The organism is Microbispora amethystogenes, from assembly GCF_016863015.1.
GTDB classification, from domain to species: domain Bacteria; phylum Actinomycetota; class Actinomycetes; order Streptosporangiales; family Streptosporangiaceae; genus Microbispora; species Microbispora amethystogenes.
In genome coordinates this window covers 68244-87429 of record NZ_BOOB01000027.1, presented here as the reverse complement: position 1 = coordinate 87429, position 19186 = coordinate 68244, and the positions used below count along the sequence as shown (strand labels likewise).

Below are 19186 nucleotides of genomic sequence, written 5' to 3'. Positions count from 1 at the left end.
CCGGCGCCAGGGGTTGGTGGGGCGAGCCGTACAGCCGGGCGCTACTTCACGTCCACGAACTTGATGTTCGACAGGGAGCCGGAGGTCAGGCTGGTGGCGGCCGCCGTGGTCCGCCAGTAGCCGTCGTACTTCGGCTTGACGCTCTTGGTGTACTTACCCGTGGAGGTCGCGCCGACGTAGCCGACGAACTTCCACTTCGAAGTGCCCTTCTTCTTGAAGTAGAGCTTCAGGATCTTCTTGCTCCACGCCTTCGAGCCGCGGTAGACCTTGCCGTAGAGCTTGGTCGCCTTGCCCTTCTTCACCTTGCTGGGGGAGGCGTACAGCGTGATCTTCGACTTGGCCTTCGAGCTGCCGCTCTTCTTGACCTGGAAGGCCTTGGTGAAGGAGTACTTCTTGGTGGCCCGGCTGATGCTGATCCGCAGCTGCCAGCTGCCCGTGGACGTGCTGTAGTCCATCGACGTGGAGTCGTGGTAGGAGTCGTCCGCCTCGAGGCCCGTGGACAGCGAGTAGTAGTCGTCCGAGTCCTTCGACTCCAGCCGGACATCGGTGATCTTCTCGTCGCCGAACTTCTCCAGGTGGAAGCCCGCGTAGACGTCGACCTCCTTGCCCGACTTCAGATACACCGGGTCCGGGTCCACGTTCGCGCTGGTCACCCGCGTCGCGGCCTTGACCTCGAAGGTCGCCGTGTCGCTGCTGACGGCGGTGGTGCTGCCATCGGGGTAGGCGGACACCTTCAGGGTCCACTTGCCCGTGGAGGTGGTCGGCTTGTCGCTGGAGGAGACCGGGATGCTGCCCTTGACCTCCACCGAGCTCGCCGGCGTCGGAGCCGGAGTCGTGTTCGCCAGGTCGCTCAGGGCGGTCACCGACGCGGCGTGCCCCGCGCTGGTGGTCGCCTCCCCTTCCTTCCAGAACTCGGCCTTGATGTCCGGAGCCTTGGAACCGGTGTAGGGGCTGTTGACCTTGACGGTGAACGGAATCGAGTCACTTCCGCTGGGCGGAATGAAGCTCACCGTGGTGTCGATTTTGATGTCTGCGATCGCCGCAGCGGCGTACGCGGGGGTGACTGTCGTGATGGCCGCTCCTGCGGCGAGAACAGCTGCCCCCGTTGCGGTCGCCAAGGCGATCCGCAAGCCCTTCCTCATGGTTACCCCTTACATTGGTAAAATTGAGGGAAAAGTCGGGTTTGGACACGGGAGCCTAGTGGTACAGATGTGGCTCGTCCACACGACTGATAACCCCGGTCATGTTTCACCGCGTTTCTGTCAGACCGGTGACGCCGCCCGGCGGCCCTCGCGCGCGGGGGAATAGCGCATGGCCTGGGATGGTTGCAGGATCTGGCACACTGGTAGCCGACCGCAGCGGTACCGGTTCCCGCGCAGCGCATCGAGGTGTGCCCGACGCGCGCAGCCCCGACAGGCAGAGCGACCCGGCGACCGCACCTAGCGTTAGGACTGAGACATGAAGGCCGACATCCACCCGGAATACGTGGTCACCCAGGTGACCTGCAGCTGCGGGAACTCCTTCACCACCCGTAGCACCGCCAAGAACGGCGTCATCCACGCCGACGTCTGCTCCGCCTGCCACCCCTTCTACACGGGCAAGCAGAAGATCCTCGACACCGGTGGCCGGGTGGCGCGCTTCGAGGCGCGCTTCGGCAAGAAGGCCCAGGGCAAGTAGCTCCTCCAACACGCCGGCTCGGGGCGCCCTCTTTCGGGGCGCCACCGGGTCGGCGTTCTTGGTGATTGCGGCCTTTACCGAGGACAGAGCGTAAGGAGCGTGCGGTGAACCTCGACGAGATCATGAGCGAATACGCGGACCTGGAACTGCGGCTCGCCGACCCCGCCGTGCACGCCGACCAGAGCAAGGCGAGGACGTACGGCAAGCGGTACGCGGAGCTCACGCCGATCGTCGTGACGTATCGGGAGCTCGAAGGCGTACGGGAGGATCTCACGGCGGCGCGCGAACTCGCCGCCGAGGACCAGGCGTTCGCGGACGAGGCGACCGAGCTGGAGGGCCGCATCCCGGTGCTGGAGGAGAAGCTCACCCGTCTCCTCGTGCCGCGCGACCCGAACGACGACAAGGACGTCATCATGGAGATCAAGGCGGGTGAGGGCGGCCAGGAGTCGGCCCTGTTCGCCGGGGACCTCCTGAGGATGTACCTGAGGTACGCCGAGCGGGCCGGCTACAAGACCGAGGTCATCGACGCCCAGCACTCCGACCTCGGCGGCTACAAGGACGTCACCGTCGCCATCAAGGGGCGGGAGGGCGTCTGGTCGCGGCTGAAGTTCGAGGGCGGCGTGCACCGCGTCCAGCGCGTGCCGGTGACCGAGTCGCAGGGCCGCATCCACACGTCCGCCGCGGGCGTGCTGGTGTACCCCGAGGCGGAGGACGTGGACGTCCAGATCGACCCCAACGACCTGCGGATCGACGTCTTCCGCTCCAGCGGGCCCGGCGGGCAGAGCGTCAACACCACCGACTCGGCCGTACGGATCACGCACCTGCCGACCGGCGTGGTCGTCTCCTGCCAGAACGAGAAGAGCCAGCTCCAGAACAAGGAGTCGGCGCTGCGCATCCTGCGCGCCCGGCTGCTCGCGATGGCGCAGGAGGAGGCCGACGCCGCGGCGATGGCCGAGCGCAAGTCGCAGGTGCGCACCGTCGACCGCTCCGAGCGGGTCCGCACCTACAACTTCCCGGAGAACCGCATCTCCGACCACCGTGTGGGCTTCAAGGCCTACAACCTGGACCAAGTCCTGGACGGCGATCTCGACGCGGTGATACAGGCATTGCTCGACGCCGAACTCGCGGAGAAGCTGGCCGCCCGTACGTGAGAGAGCGGTGGGTGAGGTAGCGGTGGGGGTCGATGGGAGACCGTGGAGGACCTGGGAGATGATGCGTGAGACCCGGAGCCCCGGCGACCCCGCCACGGGCCACCCCGCCGGCCCGTGCTCCGCGAACCGGAGACCGCCACGCCCAGCCGCGAACCCCGTGCCGTAAGAGATCATGACCTTTCTGCTCGACGAAATCGCCCTCGCCACCGCCCGGCTCGCCGAGGCGGGAGTGCCGTCACCGCGAACGGACGCCGAGGAGATCGCGGCCTTCGTCCACGGCGTGCCGCGCGGCATGCTGCACACGGTCAAGGACGCCGACTTCGACGCGCGCTTCTGGGAGGGGGTCGCCCGGCGCGAGGCACGCGAGCCGCTGCAGCACATCACCGGGCGGGCCTACTTCCGCTACCTGTCCCTTGAGGTCGGCCCCGGGGTCTTCGTGCCCCGCCCGGAGACCGAGGTCGTCGCGGGCTGGGCGATCGACCGGCTCCAGGAGATGGACGTCGCCTCCCCTGTCGTGGTCGACCTCGGCACCGGTTCGGGGGCGATCGCGCTCTCGATCGCGCAGGAGGTCGCGCTGGCCCAGGTGCACGCCGTCGAGATCGACCCCGTGGCGTACGGCTGGGCGAGGCGCAACGTCCTCGAACACGGCCAGGGGCGCACGACCCTGCACCCGGAGGACCTCACCGACTGCCTGCCCGAGCTGAACGGCCAGGTGGACCTGGTCGTCTCCAACCCTCCGTACATCCCGCCCGGAGCGGTCCCCAGGGACCCCGAGGTGCGCGACTACGATCCCTCCCGGGCGTTGTACGGCTCGGGCGAGGACGGGCTGGACGAGGTCAGGGCCGTCGAGCGCACGGCCCGCAGGCTGCTGCGGCCGGGCGGGTTCGTCGTGGTCGAGCACGCCGACCTCCAGGGCAACGCGGTGTACTGGCTGTTCTCGGAGGAGAAGGGCTGGCGCGACGTGCGGTTGCGGCAGGACCTGACCGGCCGGGACCGGTTCGTCACCGCGCGGCTGACCCAGGACTGATCCAGACTGGTTCGGGACTGGTTCGGGACTGGTTCAGGACTGATTCGGGACTGACTGCGATCGGCTCGGTGAGCCGGTCACGACGGCGGGGCCGGGCGGAAGACGTGGAAGGATGGCTTCGTGAGCCGACGGTATGACTGTGCGAACCAGGACGAGCGAACCGGTGGTCTGACCGATGCCGCCTCTGCCGTACGCAAGGGCGAACTCGTGGTGCTTCCCACCGACACGGTCTACGGGATCGGCGCCGACGCCTTCACCGCCTCCGCGGTCAACATGCTGATGGAGGCGAAGGGGCGGGGCAGGGACACGCCCCTCCCTGTTCTCGTGGGCACCGTGCGGGCCGCCAACGCGCTCGTGGAGAGTCTCGGGACGTACGGGCAGGACCTGGTGGACACCTTCTGGCCCGGGCCGCTCACGCTCATCCTGAGGGCCAACCGGTCGCTGTCGTGGGACCTCGGCGACAGCAAGGGGACGGTCGCCGTCCGCATGCCGCTCCATCCGGTCGCGCTGGACCTCCTCAAGGAGACCGGTCCGATGGCGGTCTCCAGCGCCAACCGGACCGGCAATCCTCCCGCCAAGACGGTGGACCAGGCCCAGGAGCAGCTTGGGGAGTCGGTGGCCGTCTACCTGGACGGCGGCGCCTGCGACGACAACGTCCCCTCCACGATCGTCGACCTGACCACCGCCGTGCCCCGGGTGCTGCGCACGGGCGCGATCCCCACGGACAAGATCCGGAACCTGGTGGGGTATCTCGCGACGGAGGAGTGACCGCGCTCCGGTTATACGTCTCACGATGTGAGATGTGATCGCGGCTCTGAGCAGGACGATCAATGCCGTCTGGCTATCGGTCTTCTTTACTGAAGTCACCCCGGCTACCGTGAAGTGCGCCGATATCTCTGTGGAGGCGCGTCCATGGCCAAGCTTGACGGGATGGATCCGAAGCTCGTCCGTGAGCTGCTGTCGCAAGTTCAGCACGCAGCGAACCAGATGGGCACCATCGAGGCCCGCGTCACCCAGCTGACGCGCAACGCGGGCGTGTCCGTGCACGTGACGCACCGGCCGTCACAGGTCGCCGACGCCTGCTCAACCCTCGTCAAGGACGTCACCGGCCGGCTTGAGCTGCTGGAGAAGAAGGAGAAGCAGAGCACCGGCAAGGCGCCCACGGTCAACGGCGCCGCCTACACGCAGGAGAAGGACATCACCGCGCCGGCGGACGACCCGGCGCCGAAGTCCGACTCGCACGGAGACAAGGCCGATCACAAGGCCGATCACAAGGCCGACCACAAGACTGAGCACAAGGCCGACCAGAAGGCCGACCACAAACCCGCCGCGAAGCACGGGACGGCGGCCGGCGGGGCGGAGAGCACGGCCACGCAGCCCGGGGACAAGCAGGTCCACGAGAAGGAGCACCCGGTCCGCACCTCGCCGAGCGGCCACGGCTCGGGAGACTCCGGCGGGTCGGCGAAGGGCGAGAGCTCTCACCAGGTGCACAGCGCGTCCGACGGAGCGCATCGCTCCGCCACGGAAGGCAGCGGCTCGGCCGGGGCGAAGCCCGCGGAGAAGACGCACGGCACGGCGACGGGCGAGCTTCCCCAGATGCGGCCCGCACAGGACGCGGCCCAGGTAATCCATCCCGTCCGGCCCGTCGACGTCACCGACACGGGCGACTCCGGTCTCGGAGAGCCGGCCGGCGTCGGCCAGCCCCAGGGCCAGGGTCATGCGCAGGGGGTGCCGGAGGCGTCGAAGCCGGTGACCGAGCAGCCCGCGGGTGTCGGCCAGACCCAGGGCCAGGGTCATGCGCAGGGAACGCCGGACGCGTCGAAGCCGGTGGCCGAGCAGCCGGCCGGCGTCCGCGACGACTCGCAGATCATCGACACCCCGGGCAAGGACCATCCGGACGACATCGACCAGAGGGCCGGCCGGCAGGAGATGACGGTCGACGGGGTCAGGGTCGTCGCCACCCCCCTGAACCAGCCCGACGCGGGGAGCGCGGCAACCCACGCCCAGCAGACGGCGAACGGGACCGGTCCGCACCCGAACGGGGCGCCCGGGTACGTCAATCCGCTCGAACCGAGCAACCAGACGGCGAACCAGGCCTCGCACACCGGGCTCGCGCCCGGTGATCCCGAGGGCGACTATGTCGGGACACCTGCCGACAATGCCACGGAGGATCCGTACGCGGCGGGCACCGCGACCTCGGTTCCGGGGACTCCCGACAGTCACGGCGCGGTGACGACCCACACCGCGAGCACGGGCCAGACGGCGAACCAGGCGTCGCACACCGGGCTCGCGCCCGGTGATCCCGAGGGCGACTATGTCGGGACACCTGCCGACAATGCCACGGAGGATCCGTACGCGGCGGGCACCGCGACCTCGGTTCCGGGGACCCCCGACAGCCACGGCACGGTGTCGACCCACACCGCGAGCACGGGCCAGCCTGTGACGTACAACGCGGCCACCAGCTACGCCGACACCAGTTACGCCGACACCGGTAGCGGGGCGACGAACGGCACGACGGCGAGCCTCGAGATGAACAGGCTCGAGATGAACAGGCCGGACAACGGTCCGGCAGGCGCCGGCACCGGTACCGCGACCGGCACGGCCGGTGGCACGGGCACAGGCACCGGCGGCCTGACCGATCATTCGGGCACCGGTACCGCGACCGGCACGGCCAGTGGCACGGGCACAGGCACAGGCGGCTTGGCCGATCACCCGAGCACGGGCAGCGGTCATACGGGCACGGGCAACGGTCATACGGGCAGCGGTCATGCGAGCACCGGCAGCGGTGGGACGCACGGCACGACGTCCAGTGTCGCGATGGACGGTGTGGAGAGGGGTCACACGGGCACGGGCGGCGCCGCGCACGGCACGGCCAGTGGCACGGGCACAGGCACGGGCGGTCTGGCCGATCACCCGGGCAAAGGCACGGCCACGGGCGGCCTGGCCGATCACCCGGGCAGGGGCGGCGGTGCGGTGACGGTTGACGTGACGCGGCCGGTGGACACAGCCCCTTCCGCCGGGACCTCGGACACGACCCACGGCATGTCCTGCACCTGCGGCGCGGCGCCTGGGGGCGCCATCGGCGGGCCGGGCTGCACCTGCGGCGCGATGCATGCCGGCGCGGGCGGGCATGGCGTGACGGCCGGCCACGGTGTCACCGGCTGGACCGGCGGCGGCGGCCAGGGCGAGACGGGTGGTCACGGCTCGGCGAGTGGTCACGGAAACGGTCACGGAACGCACGGTGCGGGTGATCAGGGCACGGCGGGTGGCCAAGGAGCGGGGGACTGCGGTCCGGCGGATCGTCATGGGGCCGGCGGCCGGGGAGCGGGGGACCACGGAGCGGCGGGTGGCCAGGGATGGGGCGGACACGGGCCGGGCGGGGGAGACGGCAGCGGGACGGGCGTGACCGGTAACGGCCGGGACGACACGGGCGCCGGGGCCAGGGAGGGCGACGGCTCCTCGTGGGCCGATCCGCGGACGGTCGCCTCCACGCAGCCCGGCGAGGTGCTCACCTATCCGGCGCGTCACCTGCACGACGACGCGGCGCTGCAGATGCTGGCCGACCATCACCGCGACATCGCTCCCCACGACATGCCGGACGTCAGAGTTCCGGAGGGGGAGTGGGGCGAGGGCGACTGGGCGGCGAGGAAGATCCAGCCCGACGGGCCTCCCGGAGGCGTCGAGGCCGTCGACCCCGGTCCGCCGACCCCGGAGAACTGACCGTGCGAGCACTAACGACGCTGTCGCCGGGCGGGGGGACCGCGGCCTGGTCCCCTGCCCGGAACCGTATCGGGCACCGTGCCGCAGGGCATGCGATCACCATCGCCGGCGTTCCCGCCGGCCCCGCACAGGAGGCGCGATCGTGAGCTACGCCGACCCCCCGGCGCCGACCCCGCTGCAGCCCGGCGAGACCCCGCCGGCGCCGTCGAGCACCGACCTGCTCTCGCCCGGCGGGCAGCCGACGCACTGGGTGTTCAACCCGGAGTACCAGAAGCTCGTGGACCTGTGGCTGCAGGTGGTCCCGCTGCTGGACCAGCTCACCAAGTCCCTCGACAAGCCGTACGAGATGGCGCGCAGCAGGGACGTCTGGGACGCGCCCGTCGCCGGCCGGTACGTCCAGGACGTCGCGGAGTGGCGCAGCAGGCTGGGCATGTACCGCCAGGCGGTGCTCACGGCGATCAGCGACCAGGCGGCGGACACGCCGCGCTGGATTCCCGGCAAGACCAGCGCGCCGCACGCGTTCACGTCCTGACGCCCGCCGGTGCCTCCGGGCACCCGCCGGCACCCGTCACGTGGCCGGGCGGCCCGCGGACCGCCGCACCGGCCAGGGCCGTACGCCTGGAACCGTGACCGCGCCCCCTGGTGCCTCCCGGTGCCCACAGGGCGCCCCCGGGCGCCCTTCGGGACAGGGTCCGGCTGCCTCTCACGCGGCGCCGAAGGCATGGGCGCGTCCGGAATGGAGGAGATCGGGTCTCTCGTCGTCCGGGCCATTGGGCGGCTGGGTGCGATACCGTCAGTTCTCGAACGGGTAAAGGGGCTGACCGCGGCGCATCCGGCATATCCCCAGGGATAGGGCGATCTGCGTCTTTTGCCCGTCACAACTGAACCGCCTATCCAGGAAACTAGGTCCGTGCGGGAATATCTCCTCTTGGCACTCGTGGCGGCAGCGGTGACGTATCTGCTCGTGCCGCCGGTCCGGGTGTTCGCGTTGCGCATCGGCGCCGCACCCGAGGTGCGGGAGCGGGACGTGCACAAGGTGCCCACCCCACGACTGGGCGGCCTGGCGATGTTCGGCGGGATGGCGGCGGCGCTGCTGGTGGCGACCAACCTCCCGTACGTCGGCGGCGCGTTCGACAGCGGTCAGACGGGCAACACGGTGCTCGCCCTCCTGGCGGCCGGCGGCCTGATCGTCGTCACCGGCTTCCTGGACGACTGGCTCGGCATGGACGCGCTGGTCAAGTTCGGCGGCCAGGTCGCGGCCGGAGCCGTGCTCGTCAAGTTCGGCATGTATCTCCAGTGGCTCCCGCTGCCGCAGTTCATGGGCGGGTCGCAGGCGCTCGACACCACCCTGTACACGATCCTCACGATCATGATCGTGGTCGTCGTGATCAACGCGGTGAACTTCGTCGACGGCCTCGACGGCCTGGCGGCGGGCATCGTCGGGATCGCGGCCGCGGCGACCTTCGCCTACTCGATCGTGCTCCAGCAGACCGCGAGCGGTTCGCGGATCAACGGAACGGCCGCCATCGCGGCGATCCTCATCGGGATGTGCGCCGGTTTCCTGCCGCACAACTTCCACCCCGCCAAGATCTTCATGGGTGACACCGGGGCGATGCTGATCGGCCTGCTGCTGGCCACCTCGATGATCACGATCCTGTCGTCGGTCGAGCCGGACGCGATCGCCGGAAAGATCAACAAGTTCCCGGTGATCCTTCCGCTCGTGCTGCCGATCGCCGTCGTGGTCCTGCCCCTCGCCGACCTGATAATGGCGGTCGTCCGCCGCACGTCGGCAGGGCTGTCGCCGTTCGCCCCCGACCGCGGCCACCTGCACCACCGGATGCTCGACATCGGCCACTCCCACCGGCGCAGCGTCCTGATCATGTACGCGTGGACGTTCCTGTTCGCCTTCACGATCGTCGGCCTGTCGATCGTCGGCGTGGGGGTCGTCGTGTTCCCGCTGACGATCGTGTTCGCGGTGGCGGTGCTGGTCATCATGGGCCTGCCGCGGTGGCGGTCGCGCCGCACCCTGGCGCGCGACCAGAAGGCCGGCGCGCACGCGGCCGCCGCCGCGGCCAGCCCCACCGGCCCGGTTAGCCCTCCACGCCCCGCCCGCCCCATGACCTCCGAGCACGACACGCTCGTCTACCCCGTCGTCCCACCGCCGGCTCCGCCCCTGACTCCCGGGCGGCACGCGTCCGGCGCGCCCGGGCAGACCGCTCCCGCCGGCCCGAACCAGGCCAGCCCGAACCAGGGCGGAGCAGGTCAGGTGGCCCCGGGCCAGGCGTCCCCCGTCGTGCCGGGGCAGGCCGCGCCCGGGAGGCTTCCGGCGAACGGCCGGAATCCCTACCCCGGACAGGGCCCCTCGGGCGCCGGAGCCATCCCGCCCACGACCTCCCGCACGGACGCGCAAACCTTCCGCTGAGCCAGGCCCGGCGCGCCCGCACCAGCAGAAACGCCAGGTAAAGGTGGCACTCCGAGGCTTGTGATAGCTTTCACTAGCAAGGGGCCAGGCACACGACGCCCCGGCAGGTAGCAATCGCTCGTTTGACAACCGATCCTGGAGTTCCGATGCAGGCCAACGACGTGCGCGTGCTCAAGGGCGCCGCCGTGCCGACCTTGATCGTCGGTCTCGTCGCCGTCGTCGTCGCGGCGGTCGCGACCGGTGCGCAGGGTGCTCTGGGCGCCGGCATCGGTCTCGTCCTCGTCGCCGCCTTCTTCACCGTCGGCCTGGTCGTCGTCTCCTGGGCCGGCCGGGTCTCGCCCATGGCGATGATGACGGCAGCAGTGGTGGGCTACGTCGTCAAGATCCTCGCGGTCATGGCCCTGATGTTCGCCTTCGACGGCGTCACCGCGTTCGACTCCCGCCTGTTCGCGCTGAGCGTCATCTGCTGCACGCTCGCGTGGACCGCCGGTGAGATGCGCGGATTCATGAAACTCAAGATGCTTTACGTGGAGCCTGAGACCAAGGTTCCCGGGCAGGGTCGCGGATGACCATGCGTACGGGGCAGCCCGATATGACTAGTCCGCATGGCTCCTGCTATCGTCGTGGCGCGATGAGCGAACAGGAGCGCAGGCCCGAGACCGACGGCCGCGACTTCGCCGACGCCGCCTGGTCCGTCCCGAGCTATCTGCTGTCCGGGATTCTGGTGTGGGGCGGCCTCGGCTGGTTGCTGAGCCGGTGGACCGGCGTTTACGCGTTCATCCCCATAGGCGTCATTGTTGGGGTCGTACTCGCGGGCTACCTCGTCTATTGGAAGCACTGCCGCTGAGAACCGGCCCGGTTCCCACGCTCTTCTGTCGATCGATCACTCTGAAGGGAACGCCCGTGCGCGAGCGTAGCGAACGGACGAACAAGCACATGCTTCGGGCATTCGGCCCCAAGCGGGTAGGCGAGGTGACCAGGTGACCCCCCTTGTGCTCGTCGCCGAGGACAACTTCCAGGCGCCGGGGCCGTCCATCTTTGATTTCCCGCCGCTGTACGACGGCGCGCCGGCCTGGCTGACCAAGCCTGTGGTGTTCGCCCTGATCGGCGCCATCCTGGTCTGCGCGCTCGCGTGGAGCGCCTTCGCCAATCCCAAGCTCGTGCCCCGGGGAATGCAGAACGTCGGCGAGATGGGCTACCAGTTCGTTCGTGACCAGGTCGCCCGCCCCTTCCTCGGCAAGGACGCCGAGCGGTGGATGCCGATGCTCCTCAGCATGTTCTTCCTCATCCTGTTGTGGAACCTCTTCGGCGTCGTCCCGCTGATCCAGGTCCCGGTGCCCTCGCACATCGCGTTCGCGATCGTGTTCGCGGTCGTGGTCTACGTGATCAAGATCTACCTCGGCATCAAGCACCAGGGCCTGGGCGGCTACTTCAAGAACATGATGTTCCCGCCGGGACTGCCGAAGCCGATTTACTTGCTGTTGTCCCCGCTCGAGCTCGTGTCGAACCTGATCCTGGCGCCGTTCACGCACGCCGTCCGACTCTTCGCGAACATGTTCGCGGGCCACATGATCCTGGCGTTCTTCAGCGCCGTCGGTTTCTGGTTCCTCTTTGAGAAGCTGACGCCTCTCGGCGCGGGACTCGGCCTGGTCGGCGTGATCATGGCGATCGTGATGACCGGCTTCGAGATGTTCATCCAGTTCCTGCAGGCGTTCCTCTTCACGCTGCTCGCCGCCATGTACATCGGCGGCTCGCTGCACCCCGAGCACTGAGCACCACAGAGCGCTGGGCACCAGGCAGCGCGCATCCCAGAACATCGAGTCCCCACTGACGTAGACCAGACCGGTGAACCACTCACCGGCCGACCAGTAAAGGAATCAAGCAATGAGCGTTCTCGCTGAGGTCTCCGGCAACGTCACCGCCATCGGTTACGGCCTTGCCGCCATCGGCCCCGGCATCGGCGTGGGCATCATCTTCGGTCAGGGCGTGCAGGCCATCGCGCGCCAGCCGGAGGCGTACGGACTCATCCGCCAGAACATGCTCCTCGGCTTCGTCCTCACCGAGGCGCTGGCTCTCATCGGCCTCGTCGCGCCGTTCATCTTCCAGGGCATCAAGTAAGACGACCATAAGGAAGGCTGCACCCCATGACTCTGGCAGCTACGGTCCTCGCGGCCGAGGGAGCGGAGAATCCGCTCATCCCGCACGCCTACGAACTGGTCGTCGGCAGCTTCGCCTTCCTCGTCGTCTTCATTGTCGTCGGAAAGATCCTCACCCCGCGCATCCAGAAGACGCTGGCCGAGCGGACCGAGGCTATCGAGGGCGGCATCAAGAAGGCCGAGGACGCCCAGGCCGAAGCCCAGCGCACTCTGGAGCAGTACCGGGCCCAGCTCGCGGAGGCCCGCCAGGAGGCGGCCCGCCTGCGCGAGGAGGCCCGCGAGCAGGGCGCCGCGATCAAGGCGGAGCTCCGCGAGGAGGCCCAGACCGAGGCGCGGCGCATCATCGAGACCGCCCACGCGCAGATCGAGGCCGACCGCCAGCAGGCGCTGACCCAGCTGCGCGGTGAGATCGGGCGCCTGTCCACCGAGCTGGCGAGCCGGATCGTCGGCGAGTCGCTGGAGGACGAGGCCCGCCAGCGCCGCGTCGTCGACCGGTTCCTCGAGGAGATCGAGGCGCGTCCGGAGGCGGTCCGCTGATGCGCGGCCTCAGCAGGACCGCCCTCGCGGAGGTCGAGGAGCGGTTCAACACCGCCGCCGCGGCCGCCGACCTCGGTGCCCTCGCCGAGGAGCTGTTCGCCGTCGCCGACCTGTTCGACCGTGAGCACGGGCTGCGGCGGGGGCTCTCGGACGCCTCCCGTCCGGCTGGGCAGAAGGAGAGCGTGCTGCGCTCCCTGCTGGCGGGCAAGGTCGGCGACGCCACCGCGGAGATCGCGGCGGCCGCCGTCAGCGCCAGGTGGTCCAGGGCCGGCGACCTGCCGGACGCCCTGGAGCGCGTCGGCGTGATGTCCGCCGCAGCCGAGGCCGAGTCGGAGCGCCGCCTCGACGACGTCGAGGACGAGCTGTTCCGCTTCGGCCGCATCCTCGCCGCCAACCCGCAGCTGCGCCGCGCGCTCAGCGACCCGGCCATCCCGGCCGAGCGCAAGAGCGGACTGCTCGCCACGCTGCTCGGCGGAAAGGCCGCGCCCTCCACCGTACGGCTCGTCACGCAGGCGGTTGTGCACCCGCGAGGACGTAGCCTGGAGACGGCGCTGGAGCAGTTCGGCTGGATCGTCGCGCGGTCGCGCGAGCGCCTCGTCGGCGTGGTCCGCAGCGCGGTCCCGCTCACGCAGCAGCAGAAGCAGCGGCTCGCGGCCTGGCTGCGAGTCACCTACGGGCGAGACGTCCACCTGAACGTCGAGGTGGACCCGAAGGTGCTCGGTGGGTTCTCCGTGAGGGTCGGAGACGACTACATCGACACCACGATCGCCGGACGTATCGAAGAAGTCCGCCGCCGGTTGGCCGGCTGAGGCGAATAGGGAGACAAGAAAGAGATGGCGGAGCTTACGATCCGGCCGGACGAGATCCGGGACGCCCTTGAGCGCTTCGTCCAGGCGTACGAGCCGGAAGGTGCAGCGCGCGAGGAGATCGGGACCGTCGTCGACGCCGGCGACGGCATCGCCCATGTCTCCGGTCTGCCCTCGGCGATGGCGAACGAGCTGCTGGAGTTCGAGAACGGCACCCGCGGCCTGGCGCTGAACCTCGACGTGCGCGAGATCGGCGCGGTCGTCCTGGGCGACTTCAGCGGCATCGAGGAGGGCCAGCAGGTCCGGCGGACCGGCGAGGTCCTGTCGGTGCCGGTGGGCGACGACTTCCTCGGCCGGGTGGTCGACCCCCTGGGCAACCCTCTCGACGGCAAGGGCGCGATCCAGGCCGAGGCGCGCCGCGCCCTGGAGCTGCAGGCCCCCTCGGTCGTCCAGCGCCAGCCGGTGAAGGAGCCGCTGCAGACCGGCCTCAAGGCGATCGACGCCATGACGCCGATCGGCCGCGGCCAGCGCCAGCTGATCATCGGCGACCGCGGCACCGGCAAGACCGCGATCGCGGTCGACACGATCCTCAACCAGAAGGAGAACTGGCTCTCCGGCGACCCGAACCGCCAGGTTCGCTGCATCTACGTCGCCGTCGGCCAGAAGGGCTCCACGATCGCCCAGGTCCGCGGGCGTCTGGAGGAGGCGGGCGCGATGGAGTACACCACCATCGTCGCCGCTCCCGCGTCCGACCCGGCGGGCTACAAGTACATCGCCCCGTACACCGGTTCGGCCCTCGGCCAGCACTGGATGTACCAGGGCAAGCACGTGCTGATCGTCTTCGACGACCTGACCAAGCAGGCCGACGCCTACCGCGCCGTGTCGCTGCTGCTGCGCCGTCCGCCGGGCCGTGAGGCGTTCCCCGGCGACGTCTTCTACCTCCACTCGCGTCTGCTGGAGCGCTGCGCCAAGCTCTCGGCCGACATGGGCGGCGGCTCGATGACCGGTCTGCCGATCATCGAGACCAAGGGCAACGACGTGTCGGCGTTCATCCCGACCAACGTCATCTCCATCACCGACGGCCAGTGCTTCCTGGAGACCGACCTGTTCAACGCCGGTGTCCGCCCGGCGATCAACGTCGGTGTCTCGGTCTCCCGAGTCGGCGGCTCCGCCCAGGTCAAGGCGATGCGCAAGGTGGCCGGCACGCTCCGCCTGTCGCTGTCGCAGTACCGCGACCTGGAGGCCTTCGCGGCCTTCGCCTCCGACCTGGACGCGGCCTCCCGCGCCCAGCTGGAGCGTGGCGCCCGCCTGGTCGAGCTGCTGAAGCAGCCGCAGTACAGCCCGTTCCCGGTCGAGAAGCAGGTCGTCTCGGTCTGGGCCGGCACCACCGGCGAGCTCGACGACGTGCCGATCGAGGACGTCCGGCGCTTCGAGGCCGAGTTCCTCGACTACCTCGGGTCCGCCCAGAAGGGCGTCTTCGACAGCATCCGGGAGACCCGGGAGCTGGCGGACGACACGGTGACCGCTCTCAAGGACGCCATCACGGAGTTCAAGAAGGGCTTCACCACCTCCAGTGGCGAGCTGCTCGTCCGGGATGAGCCGGTGGAGGCGCTGGACGCCAGCCAGGTCGGCCAGGAGAAGGTCGTCAGGCACGTCCGCAAGGCCGAGGCGAAGTAGCCCATGGGTGCCCAGCTGAGACTGCTGCGGCGGCGGATCAGGTCGGTCAAGTCCACCGCGAAGATCACCCGCGCGCAGGAGCTGATCGCCTCGTCGCGCATCGTCAAGGCGCAGCAGCGGATGCAGGCGGCCGTGCCGTACGAGCGGGAGATCACTCACGCGGTGTCGGCGGTCCTGACGCACACCGCGGGCGTCGACCACCCGCTCACGGTGGCCAAGGAGCGGCCCGCCAGCGCGGGCGTCCTGATCGTCACCAGCGACCGCGGCTTCGCGGGCGGCTACAACGCCAACATCCTCCGTGAGGCCGAGGCGCTGAAGGGCCACCTGACCGGCCGCGGCCTGACCGTGAAGCCGTACGTCGTGGGCCGCAAGGGCCTCACCTGGCACCGCTTCCGCAGCCGGGAGATGTTCGGCGAGTGGGACGGCTTCTCCGACAAACCGTCGTACGCCGACGCCAAGGAGATCGCCGACGCGCTCATCGAGTCGTTCAAGGTGGAGGACGGGATCGACGAGATCCACGTCGTCTACACCGGGTTCGTCTCGATGTTGACGCAGAACGTGATCGTCAAGCGGATCCTGCCGCTCGAGGTCGAGGAGACGGAGACGCCCTCGGAGGGCATCCCGCCGTACTACGAGTTCGAGCCGACGGCCGGTGATGTGCTCGACACGCTGCTGCCGCGGTACATCGAGTCGCGTATCTACAACGCGCTGCTCCAGTCGGCCGCGTCCGAGCACGCCGCCCGGCGCCGTGCGATGAAGTCGGCCACCGACAACGCCAACGAACTCATCCGCGTGTTCACCCAGCAGATGAACCAGGCGCGCCAGGCCGAGATCACCCAGGAAATCAGCGAGATCGTCGGTGGCGCGAACGCGCTGGCTGACGCCGCAGCGGGGAAAGAGTGAAATGACCGCACAGACTGTTGAGACCACCGTGGGCCGTGTCGCCCGCGTCACCGGTCCGGTCGTCGACGTGGAGTTCCCCGTCGAGGCCATGCCGGACATCTACAACGCCCTCACCGTCGACGTCGCTCTCGCCGGCGAGACCAAGACCCTGACGATGGAGGTCGCCCAGCACCTCGGCGACAACATCGTCCGGGCCATCTCCATGCAGCCCACCGACGGCCTGGTCCGCGGCGCGGCGGTCACCGACACGGGCGTCGCCATCTCGGTGCCCGTCGGCGATTCCGTCAAGGGCCACGTGTGGAACGCCCTCGGCGAGCCGCTCGACGCGGACAAGGCCTCCATCCAGGTCAGCGAGCGGTGGCCGATCCACCGTCCGGCCCCGGCCTTCGACCAGCTCGAGGCCCGTACGGAGATGCTGCCCACCGGCATCAAGGTCATCGACCTGCTCACGCCGTACGTGAAGGGCGGCAAGATCGGTCTGTTCGGCGGCGCGGGCGTCGGCAAGACCGTTCTGATCCAGGAGATGATCCGCCGCGTCGCGCTGAAGTTCTCGGGCACCTCGGTGTTCGCGGGCGTCGGCGAGCGCACCCGTGAGGGCAACGACCTGTGGCTGGAGATGGAGGAGGCGGACGTCCTCAAGGACACCGCCCTCGTCTTCGGCCAGATGGACGAGCCCCCGGGCACCCGTCTGCGGGTGGCGCTGTCGGCTCTGACCATGGCGGAGTACTTCCGCGACGTGCAGAAGCAGGACGTGCTGCTGTTCATCGACAACATCTTCCGCTTCACCCAGGCGGGCTCGGAGGTCTCCACGCTGCTCGGCCGTATGCCGTCCGCCGTGGGTTACCAGCCGACCCTCGCCGACGAGATGGGCGTGCTCCAGGAGCGCATCACCTCCACCCGCGGTCACTCGATCACCTCCATGCAGGCGATCTACGTGCCCGCGGACGACATCACCGACCCGGCCCCGCACAACGCGTTCGCGCACCTCGACGCGCAGACCGTTCTGTCCCGGCCGATCTCGGAGAAGGGCATCTACCCCGCGGTGGACCCGCTCGACTCCTCCTCGCGGATCCTCGACCCGCAGATCATCGGTGACGAGCACTACGCGGTCGCCCAGGAGACCAAGCGGATCCTGCAGAAGTACAAGGAACTGCAGGACATCATCGCCATCCTGGGCATCGACGAACTTTCCGAAGAGGACAGGGTCACCGTTCAGCGGGCGCGCCGCATCGAGCGGTTCCTGTCCCACCCGATGTACGCCGCCGAGGCGTTCACCGGCCAGCCGGGCGAGTTCGTCCCGCTGGACGAGACCATCGCCTCCTTCAAGGGGCTGTGCGCCGGCGAGTACGACCACCTGCCCGAGCAGGCCTTCTTCATGGTCGGTGGCATCGAGCAGGCCATCGCCAAGGCGAAGGAACTCGAGCGCTAGGACACCTTCGGCGCCTGCACGGCCCGGCTTCCGCCGGGCCGTGCGGGCGTCCGTCGAAAGGGAGCTGAGAAGTGGCAAAGCTTCGCGTGGGCGTCGTCTCGCCGGAACGTGAGCTCTGGACGGGCGAGGCCGACATGGTCATTGCCAAGACCGTGGACGGCGAGATCGGTATTATGCCGGAACACGCTCCTGTGCTCGGTGTCCTCGTCGAGGGCGGGGTGCTGCGCGTCAAGCGTGACGGCGGCGCCGACCTCGTCGCGGCGGTGCACGGCGGGTTCATCTCCGTCGCCAACAACGACGTGTCGATCCTGGCGGAGAAGGCCGAGCTCGGCTCCGAGGTCGACGTCGCACGGGCCAAGGACGCGTTGCAGCGTGCGCAGGCCTCGATCGAGGCCGACCAGGAGGACGCGGACGCGCGGCACAAGGCCAGGCGCGCGGCTGCCCGGCTGCGGGCGGCCGGCGAAGAGGTCTGATACGGCAGAGGAGGCGGCAGTGGCGGCGCTTGAGGTTCTCACGGGCGTTGTCGCCGTGCTCGCACTCCTCGTCCTCCGGGGCTTCGCCCTGGCCCGGGCCCGGGGCACGATCGTGTGCCGGGTACGCGACCGCCGGGGAGGCTGGAAAAGCGGGGTCGCCCGCTACGTAGGGGGAGAACTGCACTGGATCCCGTTCCTGGGACTCGGCCTGAGGCCGCGCCACGCGATCGCGAGGCGCGGCCTCACAGTTTCCAGCCGGAGGATGCTCGGCTCGGGTGAGGGGCCCGCCGGCTACTGGACCGTCGTCTGCTCGGCGGACCGCTCGGCCGCCAGCGCCACCCGGCCCGTCATGGCCGGCCCGCTGTGCCTGGCGATGAGCGAGGACGCCCTGACCGGCTTCCTCGCCTGGCTCGAATCCGCCCCGCCCAGCGCCCACCTCGACGCCGCGTAGAATTGCGGTGCCTTCGGCACCGCGCTCGGGGCGCTCACACCCGCCGGGTCGTGCCGAAGGCGCGCCAGCAGGGACAGCCCTCGTCGCCGCTTGGTCGCTTCGCTCCCGCGCGGCTCCTCAGTCCAGATCGGCGGCGCGCCCCTCGATTGTTCTCAGCGGGTGGCGCCGGGCTTCCAGAGGACGTCGTCGCCGGCGGAGGCCACCCGGCACAGGATGAACATCAGGTCCGACAGGCGGTTCAGATACTTGGCGGTCAGGGGATTGACGTCGTCGTGCGCCTCCAGCGCCGCCCAGGCCATCCGCTCGGCCCGGCGGACGACCGTGCGGGCGAGGTGGAGGAAGGCCGTGGCGGGGGCCCCGCCGGGCAGGATGAAGCTGCGCAGCGGCTTGAGGGTCGCGTTGAACCGGTCGCACTGCTCTTCGAGCCAGGCGATGTAGGACTCCTCCACCCGCAGCGGAACGTACTCGATCCCCGCGGGATCATCCGCGACGGGATTGCACAGGTCCGCGCCCACGTCGAACAACTCGTTCTGCACCCTGCCCAGCACCGCCACCACGTCCTGCGGCAGGCCGCCGGTGGACAGGGCGACCCCGATCGCCGCGTTGGCCTCCTCGACGTCGGCGTACGCGGCCAGGCGGGCATCGGTCTTGCGGGTGCGGCTCATGTCGCCGAGGGAGGTCGTGCCGTCGTCTCCCGTACGGGTGTAGATCTTGGACAGGACGACCGGACTGTCGTTGTCGGCTCGGGTCATGCCGC

General features: G+C 69.6%; 21 protein-coding genes. 19 read left to right on the top strand and 2 right to left on the bottom strand.

Annotation, left to right across the window (positions count from 1 at the left end):
• Positions 1-41: 41 nt before the first annotated feature.
• The gene (locus Mam01_RS19105; protein WP_204286637.1) at positions 42-1010 is read right to left on the bottom strand and encodes a hypothetical protein; all 969 of its coding nucleotides are present in this window, start codon (positions 1008-1010) and stop codon (positions 42-44) included.
• Here Mam01_RS19105 and Mam01_RS19100 point away from each other — a divergent pair.
• From Mam01_RS19100 to Mam01_RS19010, 19 genes are all read left to right on the top strand, one after another.
• Positions 1000-1308, top strand: a complete 309-nt coding sequence (locus Mam01_RS19100) for a hypothetical protein (RefSeq protein ID WP_204286636.1) — start codon at positions 1000-1002, stop codon at positions 1306-1308. The two genes, Mam01_RS19105 and Mam01_RS19100, sit on opposite strands and share 11 nt — an antisense overlap.
• A 150-nt stretch (positions 1309-1458) precedes the next feature.
• Positions 1459-1677 (top strand): 50S ribosomal protein L31, encoded by a 219-nt coding sequence (gene rpmE / locus Mam01_RS19095; protein WP_117409077.1) that lies wholly within the window; start codon positions 1459-1461, stop codon positions 1675-1677.
• 104 nt (positions 1678-1781) lie between these two features.
• A complete protein-coding gene (prfA, locus tag Mam01_RS19090) occupies positions 1782-2828 on the top strand; it encodes a peptide chain release factor 1 (protein WP_204286635.1) in 1047 nt (348 codons plus the stop codon).
• A 172-nt stretch (positions 2829-3000) separates the two neighbouring features.
• Positions 3001-3855, top strand: a complete 855-nt coding sequence (gene prmC, locus Mam01_RS19085; protein WP_150939461.1) for a peptide chain release factor N(5)-glutamine methyltransferase — start codon at positions 3001-3003, stop codon at positions 3853-3855.
• Positions 3856-3975: 120 nt separating this feature from the next.
• The gene (locus tag Mam01_RS19080) at positions 3976-4623 is read left to right on the top strand and encodes an L-threonylcarbamoyladenylate synthase (protein ID WP_204286634.1); all 648 of its coding nucleotides are present in this window, start codon (positions 3976-3978) and stop codon (positions 4621-4623) included.
• A 144-nt stretch (positions 4624-4767) separates the two neighbouring features.
• Complete coding sequence (locus Mam01_RS19075) at positions 4768-7575, top strand: hypothetical protein (protein WP_204286633.1); 2808 nt, start codon at positions 4768-4770, stop codon at positions 7573-7575.
• A gap of 142 nt (positions 7576-7717) precedes the next feature.
• Positions 7718-8107 carry a hypothetical protein gene (locus Mam01_RS19070; RefSeq protein WP_204286632.1) on the top strand — a complete coding sequence of 130 codons (390 nt, stop codon included), beginning with the start codon at positions 7718-7720 and terminating at the stop codon, positions 8105-8107.
• Between the two features lie 378 nt (positions 8108-8485).
• Positions 8486-9997, top strand: coding sequence for an MraY family glycosyltransferase (locus Mam01_RS19065; RefSeq protein ID WP_204286631.1), 1512 nt, complete (start codon positions 8486-8488; stop codon positions 9995-9997).
• A 146-nt stretch (positions 9998-10143) separates the two neighbouring features.
• Positions 10144-10566 (top strand): Cg1360 family ATP-synthase-associated protein, encoded by a 423-nt coding sequence (locus tag Mam01_RS19060; protein ID WP_204286630.1) that lies wholly within the window; start codon positions 10144-10146, stop codon positions 10564-10566.
• A 62-nt stretch (positions 10567-10628) separates the two neighbouring features.
• Positions 10629-10844: a hypothetical protein gene (locus Mam01_RS19055; protein WP_204286629.1), complete on the top strand. Its 216-nt coding sequence runs from the start codon at positions 10629-10631 to the stop codon at positions 10842-10844.
• Positions 10845-10977: 133 nt separating this feature from the next.
• Positions 10978-11769, top strand: a complete 792-nt coding sequence (gene atpB, locus Mam01_RS19050; protein ID WP_204286628.1) for a F0F1 ATP synthase subunit A — start codon at positions 10978-10980, stop codon at positions 11767-11769.
• A gap of 112 nt (positions 11770-11881) precedes the next feature.
• Complete coding sequence (gene atpE, locus Mam01_RS19045; protein WP_036327412.1) at positions 11882-12115, top strand: ATP synthase F0 subunit C; 234 nt, start codon at positions 11882-11884, stop codon at positions 12113-12115.
• A gap of 26 nt (positions 12116-12141) precedes the next feature.
• Complete coding sequence (locus tag Mam01_RS19040; RefSeq protein WP_204286627.1) at positions 12142-12690, top strand: F0F1 ATP synthase subunit B; 549 nt, start codon at positions 12142-12144, stop codon at positions 12688-12690.
• Positions 12690-13499 (top strand): F0F1 ATP synthase subunit delta, encoded by an 810-nt coding sequence (locus Mam01_RS19035; protein ID WP_204286626.1) that lies wholly within the window; start codon positions 12690-12692, stop codon positions 13497-13499. Before Mam01_RS19040 ends, Mam01_RS19035 begins: the two co-directional genes overlap by 1 nt.
• 24 nt (positions 13500-13523) lie before the next feature.
• Positions 13524-15173, top strand: coding sequence for a F0F1 ATP synthase subunit alpha (atpA, locus tag Mam01_RS19030; RefSeq protein WP_204286625.1), 1650 nt, complete (start codon positions 13524-13526; stop codon positions 15171-15173).
• Between the two features lie 3 nt (positions 15174-15176).
• Positions 15177-16076 carry a F0F1 ATP synthase subunit gamma gene (locus Mam01_RS19025; protein ID WP_204286624.1) on the top strand — a complete coding sequence of 300 codons (900 nt, stop codon included), beginning with the start codon at positions 15177-15179 and terminating at the stop codon, positions 16074-16076.
• Position 16077: 1 nt separating this feature from the next.
• On the top strand, positions 16078-17505 hold the full coding sequence (gene atpD, locus Mam01_RS19020; protein ID WP_204286623.1) for a F0F1 ATP synthase subunit beta: 1428 nt from the start codon (positions 16078-16080) through the stop codon (positions 17503-17505).
• A gap of 71 nt (positions 17506-17576) precedes the next feature.
• Positions 17577-17978: a F0F1 ATP synthase subunit epsilon gene (locus Mam01_RS19015; protein ID WP_150939435.1), complete on the top strand. Its 402-nt coding sequence runs from the start codon at positions 17577-17579 to the stop codon at positions 17976-17978.
• Positions 17979-17997: 19 nt separating this feature from the next.
• Positions 17998-18429 carry a DUF2550 family protein gene (locus Mam01_RS19010; protein ID WP_204286622.1) on the top strand — a complete coding sequence of 144 codons (432 nt, stop codon included), beginning with the start codon at positions 17998-18000 and terminating at the stop codon, positions 18427-18429.
• Between the two features lie 152 nt (positions 18430-18581).
• Here the strand turns inward: Mam01_RS19010 and Mam01_RS19005 are convergent, their stop codons facing one another.
• Positions 18582-19181, bottom strand: a complete 600-nt coding sequence (locus Mam01_RS19005; RefSeq protein WP_204286621.1) for a cob(I)yrinic acid a,c-diamide adenosyltransferase — start codon at positions 19179-19181, stop codon at positions 18582-18584.
• Positions 19182-19186: the final 5 nt, after the last annotated feature.

Excerpts from the sequence above, each read along its gene's own strand:
- Mam01_RS19075 (WP_204286633.1), top strand. The coding sequence starts at position 4,768 with ATGGCCAAGCTTGACGGGATGGATCCGAAGCTCGTCCGTGAGCTGCTG.
- Mam01_RS19035 (WP_204286626.1), top strand. The coding sequence starts at position 12,690 with ATGCGCGGCCTCAGCAGGACCGCCCTCGCGGAGGTCGAGGAGCGGTTC.
- Mam01_RS19060 (WP_204286630.1), top strand. The coding sequence starts at position 10,144 with ATGCAGGCCAACGACGTGCGCGTGCTCAAGGGCGCCGCCGTGCCGACC.
- atpA (WP_204286625.1), top strand. The coding sequence starts at position 13,524 with ATGGCGGAGCTTACGATCCGGCCGGACGAGATCCGGGACGCCCTTGAG.
- Mam01_RS19040 (WP_204286627.1), top strand. The coding sequence starts at position 12,142 with ATGACTCTGGCAGCTACGGTCCTCGCGGCCGAGGGAGCGGAGAATCCG.
- Mam01_RS19025 (WP_204286624.1), top strand. The coding sequence starts at position 15,177 with ATGGGTGCCCAGCTGAGACTGCTGCGGCGGCGGATCAGGTCGGTCAAG.
- Mam01_RS19055 (WP_204286629.1), top strand. The coding sequence starts at position 10,629 with ATGAGCGAACAGGAGCGCAGGCCCGAGACCGACGGCCGCGACTTCGCC.
- atpD (WP_204286623.1), top strand. The coding sequence starts at position 16,078 with ATGACCGCACAGACTGTTGAGACCACCGTGGGCCGTGTCGCCCGCGTC.
- Mam01_RS19100 (WP_204286636.1), top strand. The coding sequence starts at position 1,000 with ATGAAGCTCACCGTGGTGTCGATTTTGATGTCTGCGATCGCCGCAGCG.
- prmC (WP_150939461.1), top strand. The coding sequence starts at position 3,001 with ATGACCTTTCTGCTCGACGAAATCGCCCTCGCCACCGCCCGGCTCGCC.
- Mam01_RS19005 (WP_204286621.1), bottom strand. The coding sequence starts at position 19,181 with ATGACCCGAGCCGACAACGACAGTCCGGTCGTCCTGTCCAAGATCTAC.
- rpmE (WP_117409077.1), top strand. The coding sequence starts at position 1,459 with ATGAAGGCCGACATCCACCCGGAATACGTGGTCACCCAGGTGACCTGC.
- atpE (WP_036327412.1), top strand. The coding sequence starts at position 11,882 with ATGAGCGTTCTCGCTGAGGTCTCCGGCAACGTCACCGCCATCGGTTAC.